Annotated in this window: 15 protein-coding genes; 11 read left to right on the forward strand and 4 right to left on the reverse strand. The window is 61.6% G+C overall.

The window, feature by feature from the left end; genetic code table 11:
* Window positions 1-10: 10 nt before the first annotated feature.
* A complete protein-coding gene (locus QMG46_RS05580) occupies window positions 11-607 on the forward strand; it encodes an acyl carrier protein phosphodiesterase (protein WP_281851496.1) in 597 nt (198 codons plus the stop codon).
* Between the two features lie 54 nt (window positions 608-661).
* Here the strand turns inward: QMG46_RS05580 and QMG46_RS05585 are convergent, their stop codons facing one another.
* Window positions 662-1,183, reverse strand: a complete 522-nt coding sequence (locus tag QMG46_RS05585; protein ID WP_281851497.1) for a c-type cytochrome — start codon at window positions 1,181-1,183, stop codon at window positions 662-664.
* 411 nt (window positions 1,184-1,594) lie between these two features.
* Between QMG46_RS05585 and QMG46_RS05590 the strand changes: the two genes are divergently transcribed.
* The 7 genes from QMG46_RS05590 (at window position 1,595) to QMG46_RS05620 (ending at window position 14,328) form a co-directional block, all read left to right on the forward strand.
* Window positions 1,595-2,860 (forward strand): efflux RND transporter periplasmic adaptor subunit, encoded by a 1,266-nt coding sequence (locus QMG46_RS05590; protein WP_281851498.1) that lies wholly within the window; start codon window positions 1,595-1,597, stop codon window positions 2,858-2,860.
* A gap of 156 nt (window positions 2,861-3,016) precedes the next feature.
* Window positions 3,017-6,250: an efflux RND transporter permease subunit gene (locus tag QMG46_RS05595; RefSeq protein ID WP_281851499.1), complete on the forward strand. Its 3,234-nt coding sequence runs from the start codon at window positions 3,017-3,019 to the stop codon at window positions 6,248-6,250.
* A gap of 303 nt (window positions 6,251-6,553) precedes the next feature.
* Window positions 6,554-9,685 (forward strand): efflux RND transporter permease subunit, encoded by a 3,132-nt coding sequence (locus tag QMG46_RS05600; protein ID WP_281851500.1) that lies wholly within the window; start codon window positions 6,554-6,556, stop codon window positions 9,683-9,685.
* 142 nt (window positions 9,686-9,827) lie between these two features.
* Window positions 9,828-10,058 (forward strand): LysM peptidoglycan-binding domain-containing protein, encoded by a 231-nt coding sequence (locus tag QMG46_RS05605; protein WP_281851501.1) that lies wholly within the window; start codon window positions 9,828-9,830, stop codon window positions 10,056-10,058.
* 14 nt (window positions 10,059-10,072) lie between these two features.
* Window positions 10,073-10,558 carry a hypothetical protein gene (locus tag QMG46_RS05610; protein WP_281851502.1) on the forward strand — a complete coding sequence of 162 codons (486 nt, stop codon included), beginning with the start codon at window positions 10,073-10,075 and terminating at the stop codon, window positions 10,556-10,558.
* A gap of 321 nt (window positions 10,559-10,879) precedes the next feature.
* The gene (locus QMG46_RS05615; RefSeq protein WP_281851503.1) at window positions 10,880-13,105 is read left to right on the forward strand and encodes an NADP-dependent isocitrate dehydrogenase; all 2,226 of its coding nucleotides are present in this window, start codon (window positions 10,880-10,882) and stop codon (window positions 13,103-13,105) included.
* 161 nt (window positions 13,106-13,266) lie between these two features.
* Entirely contained in the window at window positions 13,267-14,328 is a 1,062-nt protein-coding gene (locus QMG46_RS05620; RefSeq protein ID WP_281851504.1) for a TraB/GumN family protein, read from the forward strand.
* A gap of 64 nt (window positions 14,329-14,392) precedes the next feature.
* Here the strand turns inward: QMG46_RS05620 and QMG46_RS05625 are convergent, their stop codons facing one another.
* Both QMG46_RS05625 and QMG46_RS05630 read right to left on the reverse strand, forming a co-directional pair.
* Window positions 14,393-15,346 carry an aldo/keto reductase gene (locus tag QMG46_RS05625; protein WP_281851505.1) on the reverse strand — a complete coding sequence of 318 codons (954 nt, stop codon included), beginning with the start codon at window positions 15,344-15,346 and terminating at the stop codon, window positions 14,393-14,395.
* Window positions 15,347-15,412: 66 nt separating this feature from the next.
* Window positions 15,413-15,604, reverse strand: a complete 192-nt coding sequence (locus QMG46_RS05630; protein WP_281851506.1) for a hypothetical protein — start codon at window positions 15,602-15,604, stop codon at window positions 15,413-15,415.
* A 107-nt stretch (window positions 15,605-15,711) separates the two neighbouring features.
* Here QMG46_RS05630 and QMG46_RS05635 point away from each other — a divergent pair, with 107 nt between their 5' ends.
* On the forward strand, window positions 15,712-16,635 hold the full coding sequence (locus QMG46_RS05635) for a LysR substrate-binding domain-containing protein (RefSeq protein WP_281851507.1): 924 nt from the start codon (window positions 15,712-15,714) through the stop codon (window positions 16,633-16,635).
* A gap of 27 nt (window positions 16,636-16,662) precedes the next feature.
* On the opposite strand, the gene QMG46_RS05640 is transcribed toward QMG46_RS05635, so the two are convergent.
* Complete coding sequence (locus QMG46_RS05640; protein ID WP_281851508.1) at window positions 16,663-17,964, reverse strand: SGNH/GDSL hydrolase family protein; 1,302 nt, start codon at window positions 17,962-17,964, stop codon at window positions 16,663-16,665.
* A gap of 221 nt (window positions 17,965-18,185) precedes the next feature.
* On the opposite strand from QMG46_RS05640, the gene QMG46_RS05645 reads away from it, so the two are divergent.
* Entirely contained in the window at window positions 18,186-19,298 is a 1,113-nt protein-coding gene (locus tag QMG46_RS05645; RefSeq protein WP_281851509.1) for an S-(hydroxymethyl)glutathione dehydrogenase/class III alcohol dehydrogenase, read from the forward strand.
* Between the two features lie 81 nt (window positions 19,299-19,379).
* Window positions 19,380-20,042 carry an NYN domain-containing protein gene (locus tag QMG46_RS05650; protein ID WP_281851510.1) on the forward strand — a complete coding sequence of 221 codons (663 nt, stop codon included), beginning with the start codon at window positions 19,380-19,382 and terminating at the stop codon, window positions 20,040-20,042.
* Window positions 20,043-20,161: the final 119 nt, after the last annotated feature.

The raw sequence follows: 20,161 nt of genomic DNA on the forward strand, positions 1-20,161 counted from the left end.
TGCCGCGACGATGAACCATCTTGCGCATGCCTTGCTCGCGGGCGACGACGAGCTGATGCAACTGGGCGGCATGCTTGGCGATTTCGTGCACGGACCGCCCGAGGCGCTGCGCCTGCCCGAAGGGGCTATCGACGGTGTCCGCCTGCATCGCGCCATCGACGTCTATACCGACAGTCATCCCGAAGTGATCGCGGCGCGCGCCCTGTTCGAGGCCCCCTATCGCCGCTACGCGGGGATTTTGCTCGACATGTGGTTCGACCATTGCCTCGCTCGCGATTTCCTGCGCTGGAGTGGGCAGCCCCTGCACCTGTTCTCTCCGGCGCTACGCGATCTGCTCTATCGCCACGAGCCGCTGCTGCCGCCGGATCTGAAACGATTCCTTGTATATATGGAGACGCATGGCCTGCCTGCGGGCTATGCCGACCCGGCGGAGATAGGCCGGGCGCTGGGTGGCATCTCGCGCCGACTGCGGCGCGCCAATCCACTGGCGCAGTCGTTGCCGGTACTGAAGGCGCTACGGCAGCCGTTGCAGCAGCGCTTCGAAGCATTTTTCCCACGGCTTCAGCGTTTTGCGCGCGAGTGGCGTGCCGAGCGCGGGCTGCCTTAGAAACGACAACGCCGCCCGAAGGCGGCGTCGTTCGAACTGGTAAAGCGTTACGGCTTACTTGGCCTGCTGAGTGATCCAGGTCACCGCGGCCTTGACCTGCTCGTCGGTCAGCGACGGATTGCCGCCCTTGGCCGGCATCATGTTGCCATCAGGGCCCTTGTAGCCCTCGATCGCGTGCTTGACCAGGGTGTCCAGGCCTTCGGCGATGCGCGGACCCCAGGCAGCCTTGTCGCCAAGTTTCGGCGCGCCGGCCACGCCGGCCGTATGGCAGCTATGGCAGAGGTTGTCGTAAATCGTCTTGCCATCCTTGGTGCCGCCATAAGCGACCTGGGACGCGGCGGCCTTGGCGGCGGCTTCCTGCGCGGCCAGCATGGCGGCACGGCCGGTATTGCCGGCGTATACGGCGCCGTTGGGCGCGATGCGAGCGTCTACTTGCGCCTGGGCGCTAGGGTCGACTTCTTTAGGCTCGTGGTCATAGATCGTCCAGGCCAGGCCAATCAACAGCAACGTCAGCACGGCCAGGCCCACGATCAGCAGCGAAAAGCTGCGCATGAAGCTCTGGTCGGATTTGCTCATGGAACCGCTCACGCAATTACTCCAGTCAAAAGTAAAGTCGGCGGGCATCGGGCCGTCGCACACCGTTAGCGTGGCGTCAGACCGAGGCTATGCTTACTTGCCGCTCCCCCGGACAAGCTGTCCCCGGGCAACAAGCCTCAGAGTATAGACGAAGCCCGCGCGAAGTTTGCAGCTGGTTCAGCCTACACTGCGCATCCGGGCGTCACATTGTTGAGCAACTATTCGTGGCGAGATGGGTCAGAACAAGGCACGAGAGGGGATTGGCCCTGCCATCGGTCATGCACCACCCATGTCAACCGGCATTGTCAAATCTCGTTCCACTGCCCCTATCCTTTCACCCAACGTAAAAACGGGCGCACGCCGCGCCAGGTGGGGTCGGGTGGCCCGCCGTCTAATATTTGGGAGTTCTACATGTCGCGTTTTTGGAAGATCGCGCTGATCGCCATTGTGGTGATCGTGGTCGGTTTCGTGGGGTTCCGCATGCTGCACAAGCCCTCGGGCGAGGACAGTGCGGGCGGCGGCCGTCATCGCGGTGGAGAACAGGCACAGGATGCCGGCGGCGACAATAGTAAGGATGCACCGCCGGTGCCTGTCACCGTGGTGCCCGTTACCAAGCAGAATGTGCCGATTTTCCTGACGGCGCTGGGTACGGTGCAAGCGCTCAACACGGTGACGATCAACCCGCAGGTCACCGGTCAGCTGCTCAGGATCAATTTCAAGGAAGGCCAGGAGGTCAAGACCGGCGACGTGCTTGCCGAAATCGACCCGCGTACCTTCCAGGCCAACTATCAGCAGGCGGTCGCCAAGAAGCAGCAGGACCAGGCCCTGCTTTTGACGGCCAAGAGCAACCTGGACCGCAGCGTCGATCTGGGCACCAAGGGCTACATCTCCAAGCAGGACATGGACACCTTGCGCAACACGGTCAGCCAGAACCAGGCCACCGTGCAAGCCGATGATGCCGCGATCGACAGCGCCAAGGTGCAGTTGGGCTTCACCAAGATCCTTTCGCCGATCGATGGCGTGGCCGGTATCCGCGCGGTCGATCCGGGCAACGTGGTCACCACCACCAGTGCCATCGTCACGCTGACCCAGCTGCATCCGATCAATGTGATGTTCTCGCTGCCCGAGCAGAATCTCGAAGTGGTGCGCGAAGCGATGACCAAGGGCCTGCCGCTCGAAGTGGCCGCGCTCGATCGCGCCGATGCGCACACCATCGCCAACGACGGCGTGCTGAAGGTGGTCGACAACCAGATCGACGTCACCACCGGCACGTTCCGCCTCAAGTCGGAATTTCCGAACGCGACCTCCGCGTTGTGGCCGGGCCAGTTCGTCAACGTGCAGCTGAAGGTCAACACCGTCAACGGCGGCCTGGTGATTCCGGCGCAAGCGGTGCAGCGCGGTCCCGATGGCGACTATGTCTATCTGGTGCAGGCCGACAACACGGTCAAGATGCAGGCGGTGAAGACCACGGCCGAAGTCGGCGACAGCCACGTGATGATCGGTACCGGCCTGAAAGAAGGCGACCAGGTTGTCACCGAAGGTCAGTTCCGCCTGAAGCCGGGCAGCAAGATCAAGCCGCTCAAGCCCGGTGAAGTCCCCGCCGCGCCGACCGACGAAGAGCTGCAGAAGGCGAAGAAGGACGGCAAGGGCGGTCGTCGCGGTGGCGGCGGACGGTGATGAGAAGCGGGAGATGGGAGATGGGTAGTGGGGGCGCGACAACCGTGCGCTCACGCAACCTGAGGGATGCGAAAGCCCATCTCCTTTCTCCAAACAATCTGGACACGCGGCTGCGCATGAGCGCGCCTCCCCAACCACTGACGGTCAACTAACCCCATGGGCTTCTCCACCCTTTTCATCCGCCGACCGATCGCTACATCGCTGCTGATGGTGGCGGTGTTGCTGCTGGGTATCCTCGGTTACCGCCAGCTGCCGGTGTCGGCGCTGCCGGAAATCGACGCCCCCAGCCTGGTGGTGACCACGCAGTACCCGGGCGCCAGCGCATCGACCATGGCGGCGCTGATCACCACGCCGCTGGAGCGCAACTTCGGCCAGATCTCCGGCCTGAGCATGATGACCTCCGATTCGTCGGCGGGTCTTTCGACCATCGTGCTGCAGTTCTCGATGGATCGCGACATCGACATCGCCGCGCAGGACGTGCAGGCGGCGATCAGTCAGGCCAAGGGCACGCTGCCGAACAACCTGCCATATCCACCGGTCTATAACCGCGTCAATCCGGCCGACGCGCCGATCGTCACGCTCAAGCTGATTTCCGAGAGCCTGCCGCTGCGCGACGTCAACAACTACGCCGATTCGATCCTCGCGCAGAAGCTCTCGCAGGTGCAGGGCGTGGGCCTCGTGTCGATCGCCGGCAACGTGCGTCCGGCTGTGCGCATCCAGGTCAATCCGGCGCAGCTGTCCAATCTGGGCCTGACCCTGGAAGACGTGCGCAGCGCGCTGACCCAGGCCAACGTCAATGCGCCCAAGGGCACGTTGAACGGCAAGACGCAGTCCTACAGCATTGGCACCAACGACCAGCTGAGCGACGCGGCCGAGTACAAGAGCACCATCATCGCCTACAAGAATGGCGCACCAGTGCGCCTATCCGATGTCGCAGCGGTCGTCGACGGCGTCGAGAACGACCAGCTCGCCGCATGGGCCAACGGCAAGCCGGCGGTGCTGCTCGACATCCGCCGCCAGCCCGGCGCCAATATCGTGCAGACGGTCGAGCGCATCCGCGCGCTGATGCCCGAGTTGCGCAGCGTGCTGCCGGCCGACGTGCACCTGGACATCTTTGCCGACCGTACGGTGACCATCCGTGCCTCGGTGGAAGACGTGCAGTTCACGCTGATCCTCACCATCTTCCTGGTGGTGGCGGTGATCTTCGTGTTCCTGCGTCGCCTGTGGGCCACGATCATTCCCTCGGTGGCGGTACCGCTGTCGTTGATGGGCACGTTCGGCGTGATGGCCTTCACCGGTATGTCGCTGGACAACCTCTCGCTGATGGCGCTTACCGTCGCCACCGGCTTCGTGGTGGACGATGCGATCGTGATGATCGAAAACATCGTGCGCTATATCGAACAGGGCAAGGACGGCAAGGAAGCGGCCGAGATCGGCGCGAAGGAAATCGGCTTCACCGTGTTGTCGCTGACCGTGTCGCTGATCGCGGTGTTCCTGCCGCTGCTGCTGATGCCCGGCGTAACCGGTCGCCTGTTCCATGAGTTCGCCTGGGTGCTGACGATTGCGGTGGCGATCTCGATGCTGGTGTCGTTGACGCTGACGCCGATGATGTGCGCCTACCTGCTCAAGGCCGATGCCTTGCCCGAAGGCGACGACGTGCATGAGAAGCACGCAGCCGAAGGCAAGAAGAATCTGTGGACGCGCACGGTCGGCGTGTACGAGCGTACGCTCGACTGGGTGCTCGATCACCAGCGCACCACGATCACCGTGGCGGCGATCACCGTCGTGGTCACGGTCATTCTCTACGTCATCATTCCCAAGGGTCTGCTGCCCGAGCAGGACACTGGCATGATCACCGGCGTGGTGCAGGCCGACCAGAACGTTGCGTTCCCGCAGATGGAGCAACGCACGCAGGCCGTCGCCGAAGCGTTGCGCAAGGACAAGGCGGTGGTGGGCGTGGCCGCGTTCATCGGTGCCGGCTCGATCAATCCGACCTTGAACCAGGGTCAGCTGAGCATCGTGCTGAAAGACCGCAGCGATCGCGACAGCCTGGAAAAAATCCTGCCGCGTCTGCAGAACGAGGTTGCCGGCATTCCTGGTGTCGCGCTGTATCTGAAGCCGGTGCAGGACGTGACGCTCGATAGTCGCGTGGCCGCGACCGAGTACCAGTACTCGTTGTCGGATCTCAACTCCGACGAGCTGGCCAAGTACGCCAACCAGATGACGCAGGCGATGCGTCAGCGGCCGGAACTGTCCGATGTGGACAACAACCTGGCCGATAGCGGCAACTCCTTGTCACTGGTGATCGACCGCGAAAAAGCCAGCCGCTTGGGCGTGCCGGTGCAGACCATCGACGACACGCTTTACGACGCGTTCGGTCAACGCCAGATTTCGACCATCTTCACCCAGTTGAACCAGTACCGCGTGGTGCTGGAGGTCGCGCCGGAATTCCGCACCAGCACGGCGCTGCTCAATCAGCTCACTGTGCGCGGTAACGGCAATGGCGCGCTGACCGGCTCCAACGCCACCAGCTTTGGCCAGCTCACCTCGAGCAATTCGGCCACGCCATCGGGCATCGGCAATACCGGCAACGTCGGCTTCCAGGTTGGCGGCGGCGGCACGATTCCGCTCGCCTCGCTGGCGACGGCCACCGCCACGGCGGCGCCGCTGGTCATCAGTCATCAGCAGCAGCTGCCGGCGGTGACCCTGTCGTTCAACGTAGCGCAGGGCTACTCGCTATCCGATGCGGTCAAGGCGATCCACGAAGTCGAGTCGACGCTCGACTTCCCGCCGCAGGTGCGCGGTCAGTTCGTCGGCAAGGCGGCCGAGTTCTCCTCCTCGCTGGGCGATGAAGTCCTGCTTCTGCTTGCCGCGGTGGTGGTGATCTATATCGTGCTGGGCGTGCTTTACGAGAGCTACATCCATCCGCTGACCATCATTTCAACGCTGCCGCCGGCCGGCGTGGGTGCGTTGCTGGCGCTGATCCTGTGCGGGATGAGTCTGTCCGTTGACGGTATCGTCGGCATCGTATTGCTGATCGGTATCGTCAAGAAGAACGCGATCATGATGATCGACTTCGCGATCGAGGCCCAGCGCACCGGCATGCGTGCCCAGGACGCCATCCGTCGCGCCTGCCTGCTGCGCTTCCGCCCGATCATGATGACCACCGCGGCGGCCATGCTGGGCGCGTTGCCGCTGGCGCTGGGATCGGGCATCGGTTCGGAGCTGCGCAAGCCGCTGGGTGTGTCCATCGTCGGCGGCCTGCTGCTGTCGCAGCTGGTCACCCTGTACACCACGCCGGTGATCTATCTGTACATGGAGCGTTTCTCCGACTGGCTGCGCGTCCGCCGCGAGCGGCGTGAGCTGGCCAAGGCGCAGCAGGCGCTGTAACAGCGGAGATGGGAAATGGGATGTGGGGGCGCAATGCTCTCCGCTGAGGCAATGTGGGGCCGTGCGCCCCCGCCACCCATCTCCCATCTCCCATCTCCCATCTCCCATCTCCCATCTCCCATCTCCCATCTCCCATCTCCCATCTCCCATCTCCAGGGCAGCCCTGCCAGAAGTCATGCCCTCAAGTGGCAATTCCCGCTTAGCCATCCAGCCGTCCTGGCGTAACATGCGATAGGCAATCTGTCGCTATCCACGGCCATTAGCGCCCTTCAACCGATCTAAAGGTCGTGCGTTGAAACAACGATGAATATTTCCGGCCCGTTTATCCGCCGCCCGATCGGTACGTTCCTGCTGGCCGTGGGCATGTTTGTGCTGGGCATCATCTGCTATTCGCTGCTGGGTGTGGCGGCGCTGCCGGATATGCAATTCCCGGTGATCTTCGTGCAGGCCTCGCAGGCCGGCGCCGATGCCAGCACGATGGCGACTACCGTTGCCGCGCCGCTGGAGCGTCACCTTGGCCAGGTGCCGGGCATCGATACGATGCGCTCGCGCAGCTCCGAGGGCGGCACCTCGGTCTTCATGATCTTCGACAATGGCCGCAATATCGATGCGGCTGCGCGCGACGTGCAGGCGGCGATCAACTCCGCCGCGCCGGATCTGCCTGCCGGACTCAACAACCCGCCGAGCTACCAGAAGGCCAATCCCAACGACGATCCGATCATCGCCTTCGCGCTGACCTCGGACACGCAGTCGGCGGCCGATCTCTACAATATTTCCGATTCGCTGCTCGCCCAGCGCCTGCGTCAGCTCGACGGTGTGGCATCAGTAGATATCGCCGGTGCGGCGACGCCCGCCATCCGCGTCGATCTCAATCTGCGCGCGCTCAACGCGATGAACCTGTCGCCGGACCAGATTCGTAACGCGTTGACGGCGGCGAATGTCACCTCGCCGCTGGGCTTTCTTTCCAACGGCATTACCACCACCGCGCTTACCGCGAACGACCAGCTGAAAAAGCCGGAGGAATACGCCGACCTGGTGGTGGCGACGCACAACGGTATTCCGGTGCGACTTTCCGATGTCGCCCATGTTTACGCCGGTCAGCAGGACGCGTATCAGGCCGCCTGGTTCCAGCGCAAACCCGCTGTGCTGATGTATGTGTACAAGAAAGCCGATGCGAACGTGATCGCCACGGTCGACGCGGTGCGCGCCCAGCTGCCGATCCTGCGCTCGTATCTTTCGCCCGGAACGGTGCTCACGCCTTACTTCGATGGCACGCCGACGATCCGCGATTCGTTGAAGGAAGTGCAGATCACCTTGCTGATCAGTCTGGCCATGGTCGTGCTGACGATGGCGTTGTTCCTGCGCCGCCTTGCGCCGACGCTGATTGCCGGTGTCGCGGTGCCGTTGTCGCTGGCCGGCGCGTTCCTGTGCATGTATCTGCTCGGCTACACGCTCAACAATCTCACTTTGCTCGCGCTGGTGATTGCCATCGGCTTCGTCGTCGACGATGCGATCGTGGTGATCGAGAACGTCATTCGGCATATCGACGAAGGCATGACGCGGCTGGAGGCAACTCTGGCTGGCGCGAGGGAAATCGGCTTTACCATCGTGTCGATCACCGCGTCGCTGGTGGCGGTGTTTATCCCGTTGCTGTTCATGAGCGGCTTCAGCGGCTTGTTCATGCGCGAATTCACCGTGACCCTGGTGGCGGCGATCATCATGTCGGCGCTGGTATCGCTGACCCTGACGCCATCGCTGTGCGGTCGTTTTCTCAACGGTCATGTCGAGCCGGACAAGACGTCGAGGCTGAGTCAGCGGCTGGAGAAAATCCAGGACGGCATGCTGCGCATCTATGTGCGCGCATTGAATTTTTCGCTACGTCACGCGTTACTGTTGTCGCTGACGCCGCTGGTATTGATCGGCGTGACGATCTTTCTGTTCGGCGTGGTCAAGACCGGTTTGTTTCCTGCCCAGGACACGGGTCTGGTATCGGGTCGCGCGACGTCCAGCGCGACGGTGTCGTTTGGCGAAACCATCAATCGCCTGGATCGCCTGACCCAGATGATTCTTGCCGATCCCGACGTCAAGGCGGTGAGCTCGCGTCTGGGTACCAGTCGTACCGGCACCAGCGGCAGTTTCAATATCGAACTGCGCACGCGCGCCGAAGGGCGCACGGATACCACCTTCGATGCGCTGGCGCGGTTGAGTGCAAAAGCCAACGCCTATCCCGATCTCAATCTGCGCCTGCGCCCGATCCAGGACCTGCCCAGCGGCGGTTCCGGTGGCAGTTCGCAGGGCGGTCAGTATCAGGTGTCGCTGCAAGGCAACGACCCGGAGGCGCTGGAGGAGTGGCTGCCCAAGCTGGTCAACCAGTTGAAGAAGAACCCCAAGTTGACCGATGTCGGTTCGGATATCGACGACGCTGGCCTGCGTCAGAATATCGTGATCGATCGCGACCGCGCCGCGCAGTTGGGCGTGTCGATCGGTACCATCGACGGCGCGCTCTACAACGCCTTCGGTCAGCGCCAGGTGTCGACGATCTATTCGGACATCAACCAGTACAAAGTGGTGATCAACGCGCTGCCGGCGCAGACCGCAACGCCTGACGCGATCAACCGTATCTATGTCGCTTCCAACACCGGCCAGATGGTGCCGTTGAGGGCGCTGGCCAAGCAGATGGACGGTCTGGCGCCGACGATGATCACGCACGAAGACCAGTACACCACGATGGATCTGAGCTTCAACCTCGCGCCGGGCGTGAGCATGGGCGAGGCGATGTTGATCGTGCAGAGTACGGCCAGCGGCATGCGCATGCCGGGCGATATCCGTCTGAATGTCGGTGGCGATTTCCGTCGTTTCCAGCAGTCGCAGAGCGGCATGCTCTGGTTGCTGCTGGCTGCGGTGGTCACCGTCTATATCGTGTTGGGCGTGCTGTACGAGAGCCTGATCCACCCGGTGACGATCCTGTCCACCTTGCCGGCAGCCGGCGTGGGCGCCTTGATGGCGATGTGGTTGACCGATACCGAGCTTTCGATCATCGCGCAGATCGCCTTGGTGCTGTTGATCGGCATCGTCAAGAAAAACGCGATCATGATGATCGACTTCGCTCTTGTTGCGCAGCGCAAGCACGGCAAGTCGCCGATCGATGCCGTGCGTGAAGCGTGCATCGTGCGTTTCCGCCCGATCATGATGACCACGATGGTGGCGATCCTCGCCGCCGTGCCGATTGTCGTCGGTCTGGGCGAAGGCTCCGAACTGCGTCGTCCGTTGGGTATCGCGCTGATCGGCGGCCTGTTCATTTCGCAAAGCTTGACCTTGCTCAGTACGCCGGCCTTGTACGTGATCTTCTCCTGCCTGGCCGAGCGCTGGGCCGCGATGCGCGAACGCCAGCGTGCGCGCAAGCGGGCGCGATTGAGGCAGCCGGTTTCAAACTGATCGATCGGTCGTTCACCAAGGCACGAAAGCGCGGGTAATACCGCGCTTTTTTTGTGCCCTGGTGAGGGCATAAGCGCCCTCACAGCTCGTTAACACCGCTCGAAGTATCAGTGACGCTCTCTTCGGTGAGGAGGAAGGCTCCATGAGCAATGACAGCGGCAAAGCGGATTTTTCCGATGTTCAATCGGGTGTGAGTTCGACCGCGGAGCAGAGCTACACCGTGGTCTCGGGTGACAGCCTGTCCAAGATTGCCAAGCATTTCTATGGCAATGCGAATGCATGGCAACCCATCTTCGACGCGAATCGCGATCAGCTGAGTAACCCGGACAAGATCAAGCCGGGCCAGGTCCTGAAGATCCCAGCCAAACCATAACGAGGAGCGAGATCATGAAGTTCACCCAGCACGCTTTGATCTTGACCGTATCGCTGGCTGCCACGCTCGCACTCGGCGGCTGCGGCAAGAAGGAAGACAACGCCATACCACCGGCGTCCACGCCGGCGACACCGCCGCCCGCGGCACAGACCACGCCTGCACCCGCGGCGCCGGTAGCGGTCGCTGTAAGCGCGGTCGATCTGGGCAGCGTGGTCGACGGCGACCAGAAAGTCACCACGCCGACGACCAGCTTCGGTGCCAAGGACACGATCTACGCCTCCGTCGCGACCACCGGCGCCGGTACGGCCAAGCTCGATGCCAAGTGGACCTACCAGGACGGCCAGACGGTCAACGAAGAGAGCACCACCATCAATCCGACCGGTCCGGCCAATACCGCCTTTCATATCGCCAAGCCCAGCGGCTGGCCGACCGGCAGCTACAAGGTGGAGATCTCGCAGGATGGCAAGTCGGTATCGACGAAAGATTTTTCGGTGAAGTAGGGCATTCGATCGACGGTGGCGCAGCGCAAGGCTGCGCCACCGTGCGCCGGGTTCGCGCGCATATCTGTTATTCCCCACACTCCAATCAGTGGCCGCCATCGCTCAGCGTATGGCCATACCCTCGCGTACGTTGCAGCAGGGCAGCGCCTTTCCTTACGTGCCCCTAAGTCGCGACAATAGGCAGCTATCGTCGAACCCGATCGGCCCTTGCGGTTGATTTCGGCAGATCCGACGCCACTAGCGTGGGGCGTGCTGTCCGAGTCGCGGGCGGCGCTCCTTTAAAAATCGAACAGTGCCGTAGCCAAAGAGGTTGTGCAGACCATGTCCCAAACACCCAAGATCATCTACACGCTCACGGATGAAGCCCCGTTCCTGGCTACGCAGTCCCTGTTGCCCGTTATCGAAGCTTTTGCCGCCACGGCGGGCATTGCCGTCGAGACCCGCGATATTTCGCTGGCCGGCCGCATTCTTTCGCAGTTCCCCGAATACCTGAAGGACGGCCAGAAGATCGCCGACGATCTGACTGAGCTGGGCGAGCTGGCGACCACGCCGGACGCCAACATCATCAAGCTGCCGAACATCAGCGCCTCGGTGCCGCAGCTGAAGGCCGCGGTGAAAGAGTTGCAGTCGCAGGGCTATGCCTTGCCCGACTACGTCGACGAGCCCAAGGACGACAAAGAAAAAGAGACCAAGTCGCGCTATGCGCGGGTCATGGGCAGTGCGGTCAACCCGGTGCTGCGCGAAGGCAATTCCGATCGCCGCGCACCGCTGTCGGTCAAGAATTATGCACGCAAGCACCCGCATCGCATGGGCGCATGGAGCAGCGATTCCAAAACCCACGTGGCGCAGATGGACGGCGGTGATTTCTACGGTAGCGAAAAGTCGGTGACCATCGCCCAGCCGGGCAGCGTCAAGATCGAGTGGTTCGGCAAGGACGGCAGCAGCAAGGTCCTGAAAGAAAAGACCAGCGTGCAGGCTGGTGAAGTGATCGACGCCGCGGTCATGAGCAAGAAGGCCCTCGCCAGCTTTATCGATGCGCAGATCGAGGACGCCAAAAGCCAAGGCGTGCTGTTCTCGCTGCATCTGAAGGCGACCATGATGAAGGTCTCCGATCCGATCATGTTCGGTCTGGTAGTCAACGAGTTCTACAAGGATGTGCTGGCCAAGCACGCCGATGCGATCAAGCAGGCCGGCTTCGATGCGAACAACGGCATCGGCGACCTGTACGCGCGGCTGAAGAATCTGCCGGCCGATCAACAGGCCGCGATCGAGGCCGACCTCAAGGCCGAATACGCCAAGCGCCCAGGTCTGGCGATGGTCAACTCGGACAAGGGCATTACCAACCTGCACGTGCCCAGCGACATCATCATCGATGCGTCGATGCCGGCGATGATCCGCGACTCGGGCAAGATGTGGGATGCCCAGGGCAAGCTGCAGGACACCAAGGCGGTGATTCCGGATCGCAGCTATGCAGGCGTCTACCAGGTCGTCATCGAAGATTGCAAAGCCAACGGCGCGTTCGACCCGGCGACCATGGGCAGCGTGCCCAATGTCGGCCTGATGGCGCAGAAGGCCGAGGAATACGGTTCGCACGACAAGACTTTCCAGATCGCCGGTGACGGCGTGGTCAAGGTGACCGATACCAGTGGCAACACGTTGCTCGAGCACACCGTCGAAGCCGGCGACATCTGGCGCATGTGCCAGACCAAGGACGCGCCGATCCAGGATTGGGTCAAGCTTGCCGTCAACCGCGCGCGCCTGAGCGACACGCCGGCGGTGTTCTGGCTGGACGCCAAGCGCGGTCACGATGCGCAGATCATCAAGAAGGTCGAGACCTATCTGAAGGACCACGATACCCAGGGTCTGGATATCCGCATCCTCTCGCCGGTCGAGGCCACCAAGTTGTCGCTGGAGCGCATTCGCAAGGGTCAGGACACCATTTCGGTGACTGGCAACGTGCTGCGCGATTACCTCACCGACTTGTTCCCGATCATGGAGCTGGGCACCAGCGCGAAGATGCTCTCCATCGTGCCGCTGATGGCCGGTGGCGGCCTGTTCGAAACCGGCGCCGGCGGTTCGGCACCCAAGCATGTGCAGCAATTCGTCGAAGAGAACTATCTGCGCTGGGATTCGCTGGGCGAGTTCCTGGCGCTGGCCGCTTCCTTCGAGCATCTGAGCAATCGCTATAACAATGCCGACGCCGGTGTGTTGGCCAAGACGCTCGACCAGGCCAACGGCCAGTTCCTCGACAGCAACAAGTCGCCGGCACGCAAGGTCGGTGAACTCGACAACCGCGGCAGCCACTTCTACCTGACCCTGTACTGGGCACAGGCCCTGGCCGCGCAGAACGAGGACGCCAAGCTCAAGGCGAGGTTCGCGCCGCTGGCCAAGACGCTGGCCGAGAACGAGGCGAAGATCGTCGGCGAGCTCAATGGCGTGCAGGGCAAGCCGGTCGAGATCGAGGGCTATTACCATCCGAACCTGAAGCTGGTCAGCGCGGCGATGCGCCCCAGTGAAACGTTCAATAAGGCGCTGGCGTCGCTGTAAGCGGCAGAGCGCTAGATAAAACGGGGCGCTTCGGCGCCCCGTTTTGTTTGCATGGCACATGCTAAACCTGTGCTTTGTGCTATTGAGACGGCATTGAACTTTGCCTGCTCGCCAAGGATCAGTCCTCTACCCACTAGCGTCCATCAACCCAGGAATCTTCTATGCCTATCGCCAAGTCCGTCCTGCTGTTGGCGCTTAGCGCAGCCCTCCCTGCCGCCGCGCAGAGCGTGGCACCTGCCAGCACGGCCCCGGCGCCGGCGCCGTCGGGCTCGGTAGCCAACCTCGAAGCGATTACCGTGAGCGGCGTGCAGCCCGGGCCCGGCTTGTGGAAGGTGAGCAAGGGCGATCATGTGATGTATGTGCTCGGCACGGTTTCGCCATTGCCCGATCACATGCAGTGGAAGACCGATGAAGTTGAGGACGTGATCGCGCATTCGCAGGAAGTGATCGATCCGCCCAAGGTGACGATCAAGGCGGACACCGGATTTTTCGGCAAGCTTTTCCTGCTGCCGTCGCTGGTCGGTGCACGCAAGAATCCCGACGACAAGACCTTGCAGCAAACGTTGCCCACGCCGCTGTATGCGCGGTGGCTGCCGCTGAAGCAGCAATACATCGGCAACGATTCGGGCATCGAACGTTGGCGACCGATCTTTGCGGCGCTGGAGCTATACGACAAGGCAATCAAGCGCAGCGGCATGAACGCATCGGGCGGCGTCAAGAACACCGTGCGTGACCTGGCCAAGAAACACAACATCAAGATCACTGAGACCAAGTATCAAATGGTCATCACCGAGCCGCGCGCAGCGGTCAAGGCATTCAAGAGCTTGTCGATGAACGACGAGCAGTGTTTTTCCAATGTGCTCGATACGGTGCAGAGCCAGCTGGGCGCCATGGTGGCGCGCGCCAATGCGTGGGCCACCGGCGATATCGACGTATTGCGCAAGGCGTCGCTGAAGGATCAGCGCGAGGCATGCGTCACCGCCGTGACCGAGACGGGTCTCGCGCAGAAGATCGGCTTGAGCGACCTGCCGCAAAAGGTCGAAGACACCTGGATGAATGCGGCGAAGAATGCGCTCGCGAACGATACCCAGAGCTTTGCGCTGCTGCCGATGGATCAGGTGCTCGGCGCCAAGGGCTTGCTGGCGAAGTTGAAGGCGCAGGGATATCAGGTGCAGGCGCCGGATGATGACGACACGCAGAATCCGGAATCGCCGTCGCCCTGAAGGCCCCCTCACCCCAGCCCTCTCCCCCGGCGAAGCCACGGGAGAGGGTTGGGGTGGGGCGCTCTCAGCTCGCGCTAGCTACATCCAACTCAGCAATCTCACTCGCACTCAACCCAAGCGTCGCTGCCCCCAGAATATCCTTCAACTGCTCGACACTCGTCGCACTGACGATCGGTGCAGTCACACCCGGTCGCGCAATCAACCAGGCCAGCGCCACCTGCGCCGGCGTCGCACTATGCGTCGCAGCGACCTGATCGAGCGCCGCCAGTACACCCAGGCCCTGCTTGTTCAAATACTTCTTCACCGCGCCACCGCGTGCGGAGCTCTTTGCCAGATCGGCTTCGCTACGGTATTTGCCGGTGAGAAATCCGCTGGCCAGCGAGTAGTAACCGATCACGCCAATCTGCTCGGATCGGCAAATCGGCTCCAGGCCTTTTTCATAGCCGGCGCGACTCACCAGGTTGTACTCAGGCTGCAGACTTTCGTAACGGGGCAGGCCGTATTGCTCGGATACCTGCAAAGCCTCGGCAAAACGATCGGCACTGTAGTTCGATGCGCCGATCGCGCGCACCTTGCCTTCTTCGATCAGTCGCGCAAATTCGCCGAGGCTTTCATGCAACGGAACAGTGGCGTCATCTTCATGTGCCTGATACAGATCGATCTGCTCGACCTGCAGGCGCTTGAGCGAACCTTCCACCGCTTCGCGGATATTGATCGGGGACAGCCCGGGCTGCTGCCCCCATTTGGCGACCTTGGTAGCAATGAGCACCTTGTCGCGCTTGCCGCTGCGCTTGAGCCAGTTGCCGATAATGGTTTCCGACTCGCCACCACGGTTGCCCGGCGCCCAGGCGGAATACACGTCCGCCGTATCGACCAGGTTGAAACCCGCATCGACAAAAGCATCCAGCAATTGGAACGATCGCGCCTCGTCGGCACTCCATCCGAACACATTGCCGCCAAACGCCAGCGGTGCTACGGAAAGTGGCGACCGGCCAAGCTGCCGCAAGCTCAAACTCATGCTGAAGCTCCTCGAAGAAAACCCAGACACCCTATTCTCTTCGAGTGGGGAGCGTGACGGCGTGAATCAACCTATCCAGAGGCTGCGGCGCAATGAGGTGGCCAGGTAGTAGGTCGCACGACGCCGTGCTGGCCGAGGCTTCCCCGCGCCGTTCTTGGGCGGGGTGGCTGGCGGTGTCGGCTGTACCAGCCGGCGGGCCAGCTTGGGGTCGGCAATATGGCCGTGCAGGAACAGCATGTCAGTCCAAAGCGAACTCATAACCGCGCCTCCATAAGTTTCTGCGAGTGGCAGAGAACTCAAGATAAGCTCACCCCAGGACCCGGAAAAGCGATATATTGGCAACTCAGGCTTGAGAGATTTTCAAGATGGCACGTATCTCGCTGGACCTATTGCAGCAGTTTGTCGTTGCCGCCCGCGCAGGAAATTTCTCGCGCGCCGCCGAGCAGTCGCATCTCACCGTCAGCGCGCTCAGTCACCAGATTCGTCAGCTGGAGCAGCGCGTCGAACGCAAGCTGTTCGACCGCGGCCCTCGTGGTGTTCAGTTGACCGCGGAGGGGCAGCGCCTGCTCGATGCGATCGGCGTGCACTTCGAAGGCATTGACCGCGCTTTGGCGGTCTACCGCTGCCGGCGCGAAGAAGCGTTGACCGTCAACACCATCCCCGGCGTCATGACTAGTTGGCTGGTGCCGCGCCTGGCCGGTCTGGTGGCCGCGCATCCCGAGCTGGAGTTGAACCTGCAGTCGAGCACCACCCTGGTCGATTTCGAGCGCGACCCGGTGGATGTGGTTATTCGCTATGGACTTGGTGGTTGGTCAGGCTTGCAAAGCGAATGCCTTTTCGACGAATGGATCGCGCCGGTTGCCGCCCCAGCGCTGGTGGAGCGTATGCAGGGGCGTGACCCGCATGACCTCAGTGCGTGGCCCTTACTGGGTGATCCCGGCGGACGCTGGCGGGACTGGAGCGAATACGCCGGTGTTGAGGTTCCGCGTCGCTTCGTGGCGCAATTTGACACCACCGATGCGCTGCAGCGTGCGGCCGTGGAAGGCATGGGCGTGGCGCTTGGACGCATGGTAATGGCGCGCCCACTGATCGATGCCGGCCTGCTCTGCATGCTGGGAGATCGTTACATGAAGATTCCCGAGGCGTATTTCCTGGTGTATCCGCCACGCTCCGAGAGTCACGCCGGCTTGCGACTGTTTCGCGAATGGATAAAGAAAGAGGCTGCGGCCTACCAACAGGCGATCAAGTGCGCACCGGCAAATCGCCGCGTGACCGCGCGTTCCCCTTAGCAGAACGCGCGCAGTCACGGGGCAAGGCTACTGGAGCCACGCTGCCGGCGTGGCCTCCTGCATGGCTTGCCCTATCTTCTGATGCATGCGGGTAGTGGGATGCAGCGTGTCCCAGAATACGAACCCATCGGCGGTGCAATCGGCGCGCCGGTCGTGGTTCCGTGCATAGTTGAGCGAGCTGTCGTTATCGATGCGCAGACAAGATTGCTCCGTATCGCTGAAGCCGGCTTGTTCCGGCGCATCGAGTATCCGTTTGAAAAAGGTGTTGGCATCGAACAATGCCATGGTGTTCGGATACTCCGCTTCAAGTTTGTCGACGAGCTGGGGAAGACGTGCATTGAACTCGTCGATCCTGGCGGCCATGGCAGCGCCGTCGCGACGTATCCGAAATGCCGGCGTACGCGCTGCGTCCGGTAGATTGGAGATCACGATTTTCCTTGCGCCTGCGCCCAGCAGTTTGCGTAAACCTTCTTCCATAGATGCCAGGGATTGATCTGGCGTACGGTCATAGTTGATCAGGTCGTTGACGCCGATCAGCAGGTAAAAGAGGCTTTGCCCTGGATCATAGTTCTTGGCGCTGCGCATCATGCTGATCCATGAATCGACTTGCTGAGTAAATCCGGGGATGACAAGTTTCTGATCCGCTGCTGCTCCGGCAACAGCCCAGTTGTAGACCGTCAGTCCGACATCTTTTCCCAGATACTCCGGCCACACCGGGCCATTGCTGAAGCGCCCCAGGAACCACGAGCCAGCGTTGGGCGCCAGTCCACGGGTGAGATTATTCAGGTTGTGCGTATCACTCAGGCTGTCGCCGAAAACGATGATTCGCTCCGTACGTTGCGAGCCTCCCGGCTTGGCTTGCGTCCAGAGGGTATGGTTGAACGATGAGGCGGTGTCCGCGCCTGATATGTCGACAAGCTCGGTCCGGATGCCTTTTCGTTTCAACGAATCGGCGCAGGCTTGCCGCAGTTCGGCCTGCTCGGTGGTCGTGTAGAACATGTTTCTCCATTCAAGGAGACTCCCTGAATACCAGTAGCCATTGACCCGGTACCACTGGCCACGGGCATTCGTGGCCCATTCGTACTTGACCTGCGTGCTGTTTGGACGGCTATCGCTGCGATAGTGGCAGCGCAGATAGGTATAGGTATCTTTGCCGACGAATGCGCGGGGTGGTGGTGAGGGATTGTCGGTCGGAGCGGCAAGTTCGAATGCAGACAGATCCGGTTGGCGGTGTTCCTGTGGCGTGCCCACAGCAAGCATCCGTACATCTTGAGCCGATACCTGCGTTGTCAGGACGACAAGACAAACGAAAGACGTAAGTATCTTCATGTGAACTCCTTTTCGGCGAGCCTTCTTTTTATCTAAGCCCTTTGTTTATCGATGTCGGTACAGGTGGCAGTGCCTACTGGAAACGAGCGCGAATTGCTGTAGCTAGATGACGTATAAGGCTCACAATATGCGTTAGCTGATACGCTATTGAGTCATGCCGACTCGATGCGCTCTTTGCGATCGAGCCCATCCCTGTTTTTCATCCTCACAAGGAGCACCCCATGAAATCGCGCGCCGCCGTCGCTTTTGCCGCAGGCCAGCCCTTATCGATCGAGGAAGTGGACGTTGCTTCGCCCAAGGCTGGCGAAGTGTTGGTGCGTATCGTCGCCACCGGCGTTTGCCATACCGATGCATTCACGCTTTCCGGTGCCGATCCGGAAGGTGAATTCCCGGTGATCCTCGGTCACGAGGGTGGCGGCATCGTCGAGGAAGTCGGTGAAGGTGTGACGTCGCTGGCAGTGGGCGATCACGTCATTCCGCTGTACACGCCCGAATGCGGCGAATGCAAGTTCTGTCTCTCCGGCAAGACCAATCTCTGCCAGAAGATTCGTGCGACCCAGGGCAAGGGCCTGATGCCTGACGGCACCTCGCGTTTCTCCTTGAACGGCAAGCCGCTGTTGCACTACATGGGCACCAGCACCTTCAGCGAATACACCGTCCTGCCGGAAATCTCGCTGGCGAAGATCAACAAGGCGGCGCCGCTGGAGAAGGTTTGTCTGCTCGGTTGCGGTATTACCACCGGCATTGGTGCGGTCCTCAACACGGCCAAGGTCGAGCCGGGCGCATCGGTCGCGGTGTTCGGTCTGGGCGGGATTGGCCTGTCGGTCGTGCAGGGCGCGGTCATGGCCAAGGCCGGCCGCATCGTCGTGGTCGATACCAATCCGGAAAAGTTCGCCATGGCCAAGGCATTGGGCGCTACCGATTGCATCAATCCAAAGGACTATCCGGACACACCCATCCAACAGGTGATCGTCGATCTCACCGATGGCGGGGTCGACTATTCGTTTGAATGCATCGGCAACGTCAACGTCATGCGCGCCGCGCTGGAGTGCTGTCACAAGGGCTGGGGCGAATCGATCATCATCGGTGTTGCCGGGGCAGGCCAGGAAATCAGCACGCGCCCGTTCCAGCTGGTCACCGGGCGCGTATGGCGCGGCAGTGCCTTCGGTGGGGTGAAGGGGCGTTCGCAGCTGCCGGGATATGTCGAGCGCTATCTGGGTGGCGAGATCAAGATCGATGAAATGATCACCAAGGTACTGCCGCTGGAGCGCATCAACGAGGCGTTCGATCTGATGCACGAGGGCAAGGTGATTCGGTCGGTGATTCACTATTGAGAGGTCAAGTCGCTAAAATTCTTTTCTCGCCGTCGACTGAAGTCGGCGGCGATCATCCCGTTTCTTAATTAGGACCATCCCATGAACAACACAGCCATCCTTGTCGACGGCGCATTTTTCCTTGCGCGTTACCGCAAGGTTTGGGGCGAGCGCGATGCCAACGACGCGCGCACCGTCGCCAAGACCGTTTTCGGCATGGCGTTGGAGCACCTCAAGGCACTCGACCGTCCGCGCGAAGCGCTCTATCGCATTTTCTTCTACGACTGCCCGCCCCTGGAAAAGAGCTTCGTCAAACCGATCAGCGGGGACAGCATCGATTTCTCGCGTACCGGGTCGGCCTCGTTCCGTCGCGATCTTCACGATCAGCTACGCCGCCAGCGCAAGCTTGCGCTGCGGCTGGGCCGGCTTGCCGAGCGCGGCGAATGGCAGCTCAAGCGCTACGCCTATCAGCAGCTGCGCGAAGGCACCCTGCAGTGGGACGACCTGGGCGATGAACATTTCGAGCCCGATATGCGCCAGACCCAGGTCGACATGAAGATCGGCATCGATATCGCCGCGCTGTCGTACAAGAAACAGGTCGACCAGATCATCCTGGTGGCCGGTGACGCGGATTTCATCCCCGCCGCCAAGCTGGCTCGCTACGAGGGCATCGATTTCATCCTCGATCCGATGTGGCAGGGGATCGCGCCGGATCTGCACGAGCACATCGACGGTCTGCAATCGGTCTGCCCACGACCGTTCTGACCCGATGGCCGCTTCGTGTGGCGTAATGACAGCCAATCGAAAGGCCCGGTCTACACCATTTGTTGACGTGGCTTGCGGCCTGCCACGTGCTAGCCTTTCTGGCGCCGCGATAAGGAGTT

This window comes from Dyella sp. GSA-30 (genome assembly GCF_027924605.1).
GTDB lineage: Bacteria > Pseudomonadota > Gammaproteobacteria > Xanthomonadales > Rhodanobacteraceae > GSA-30.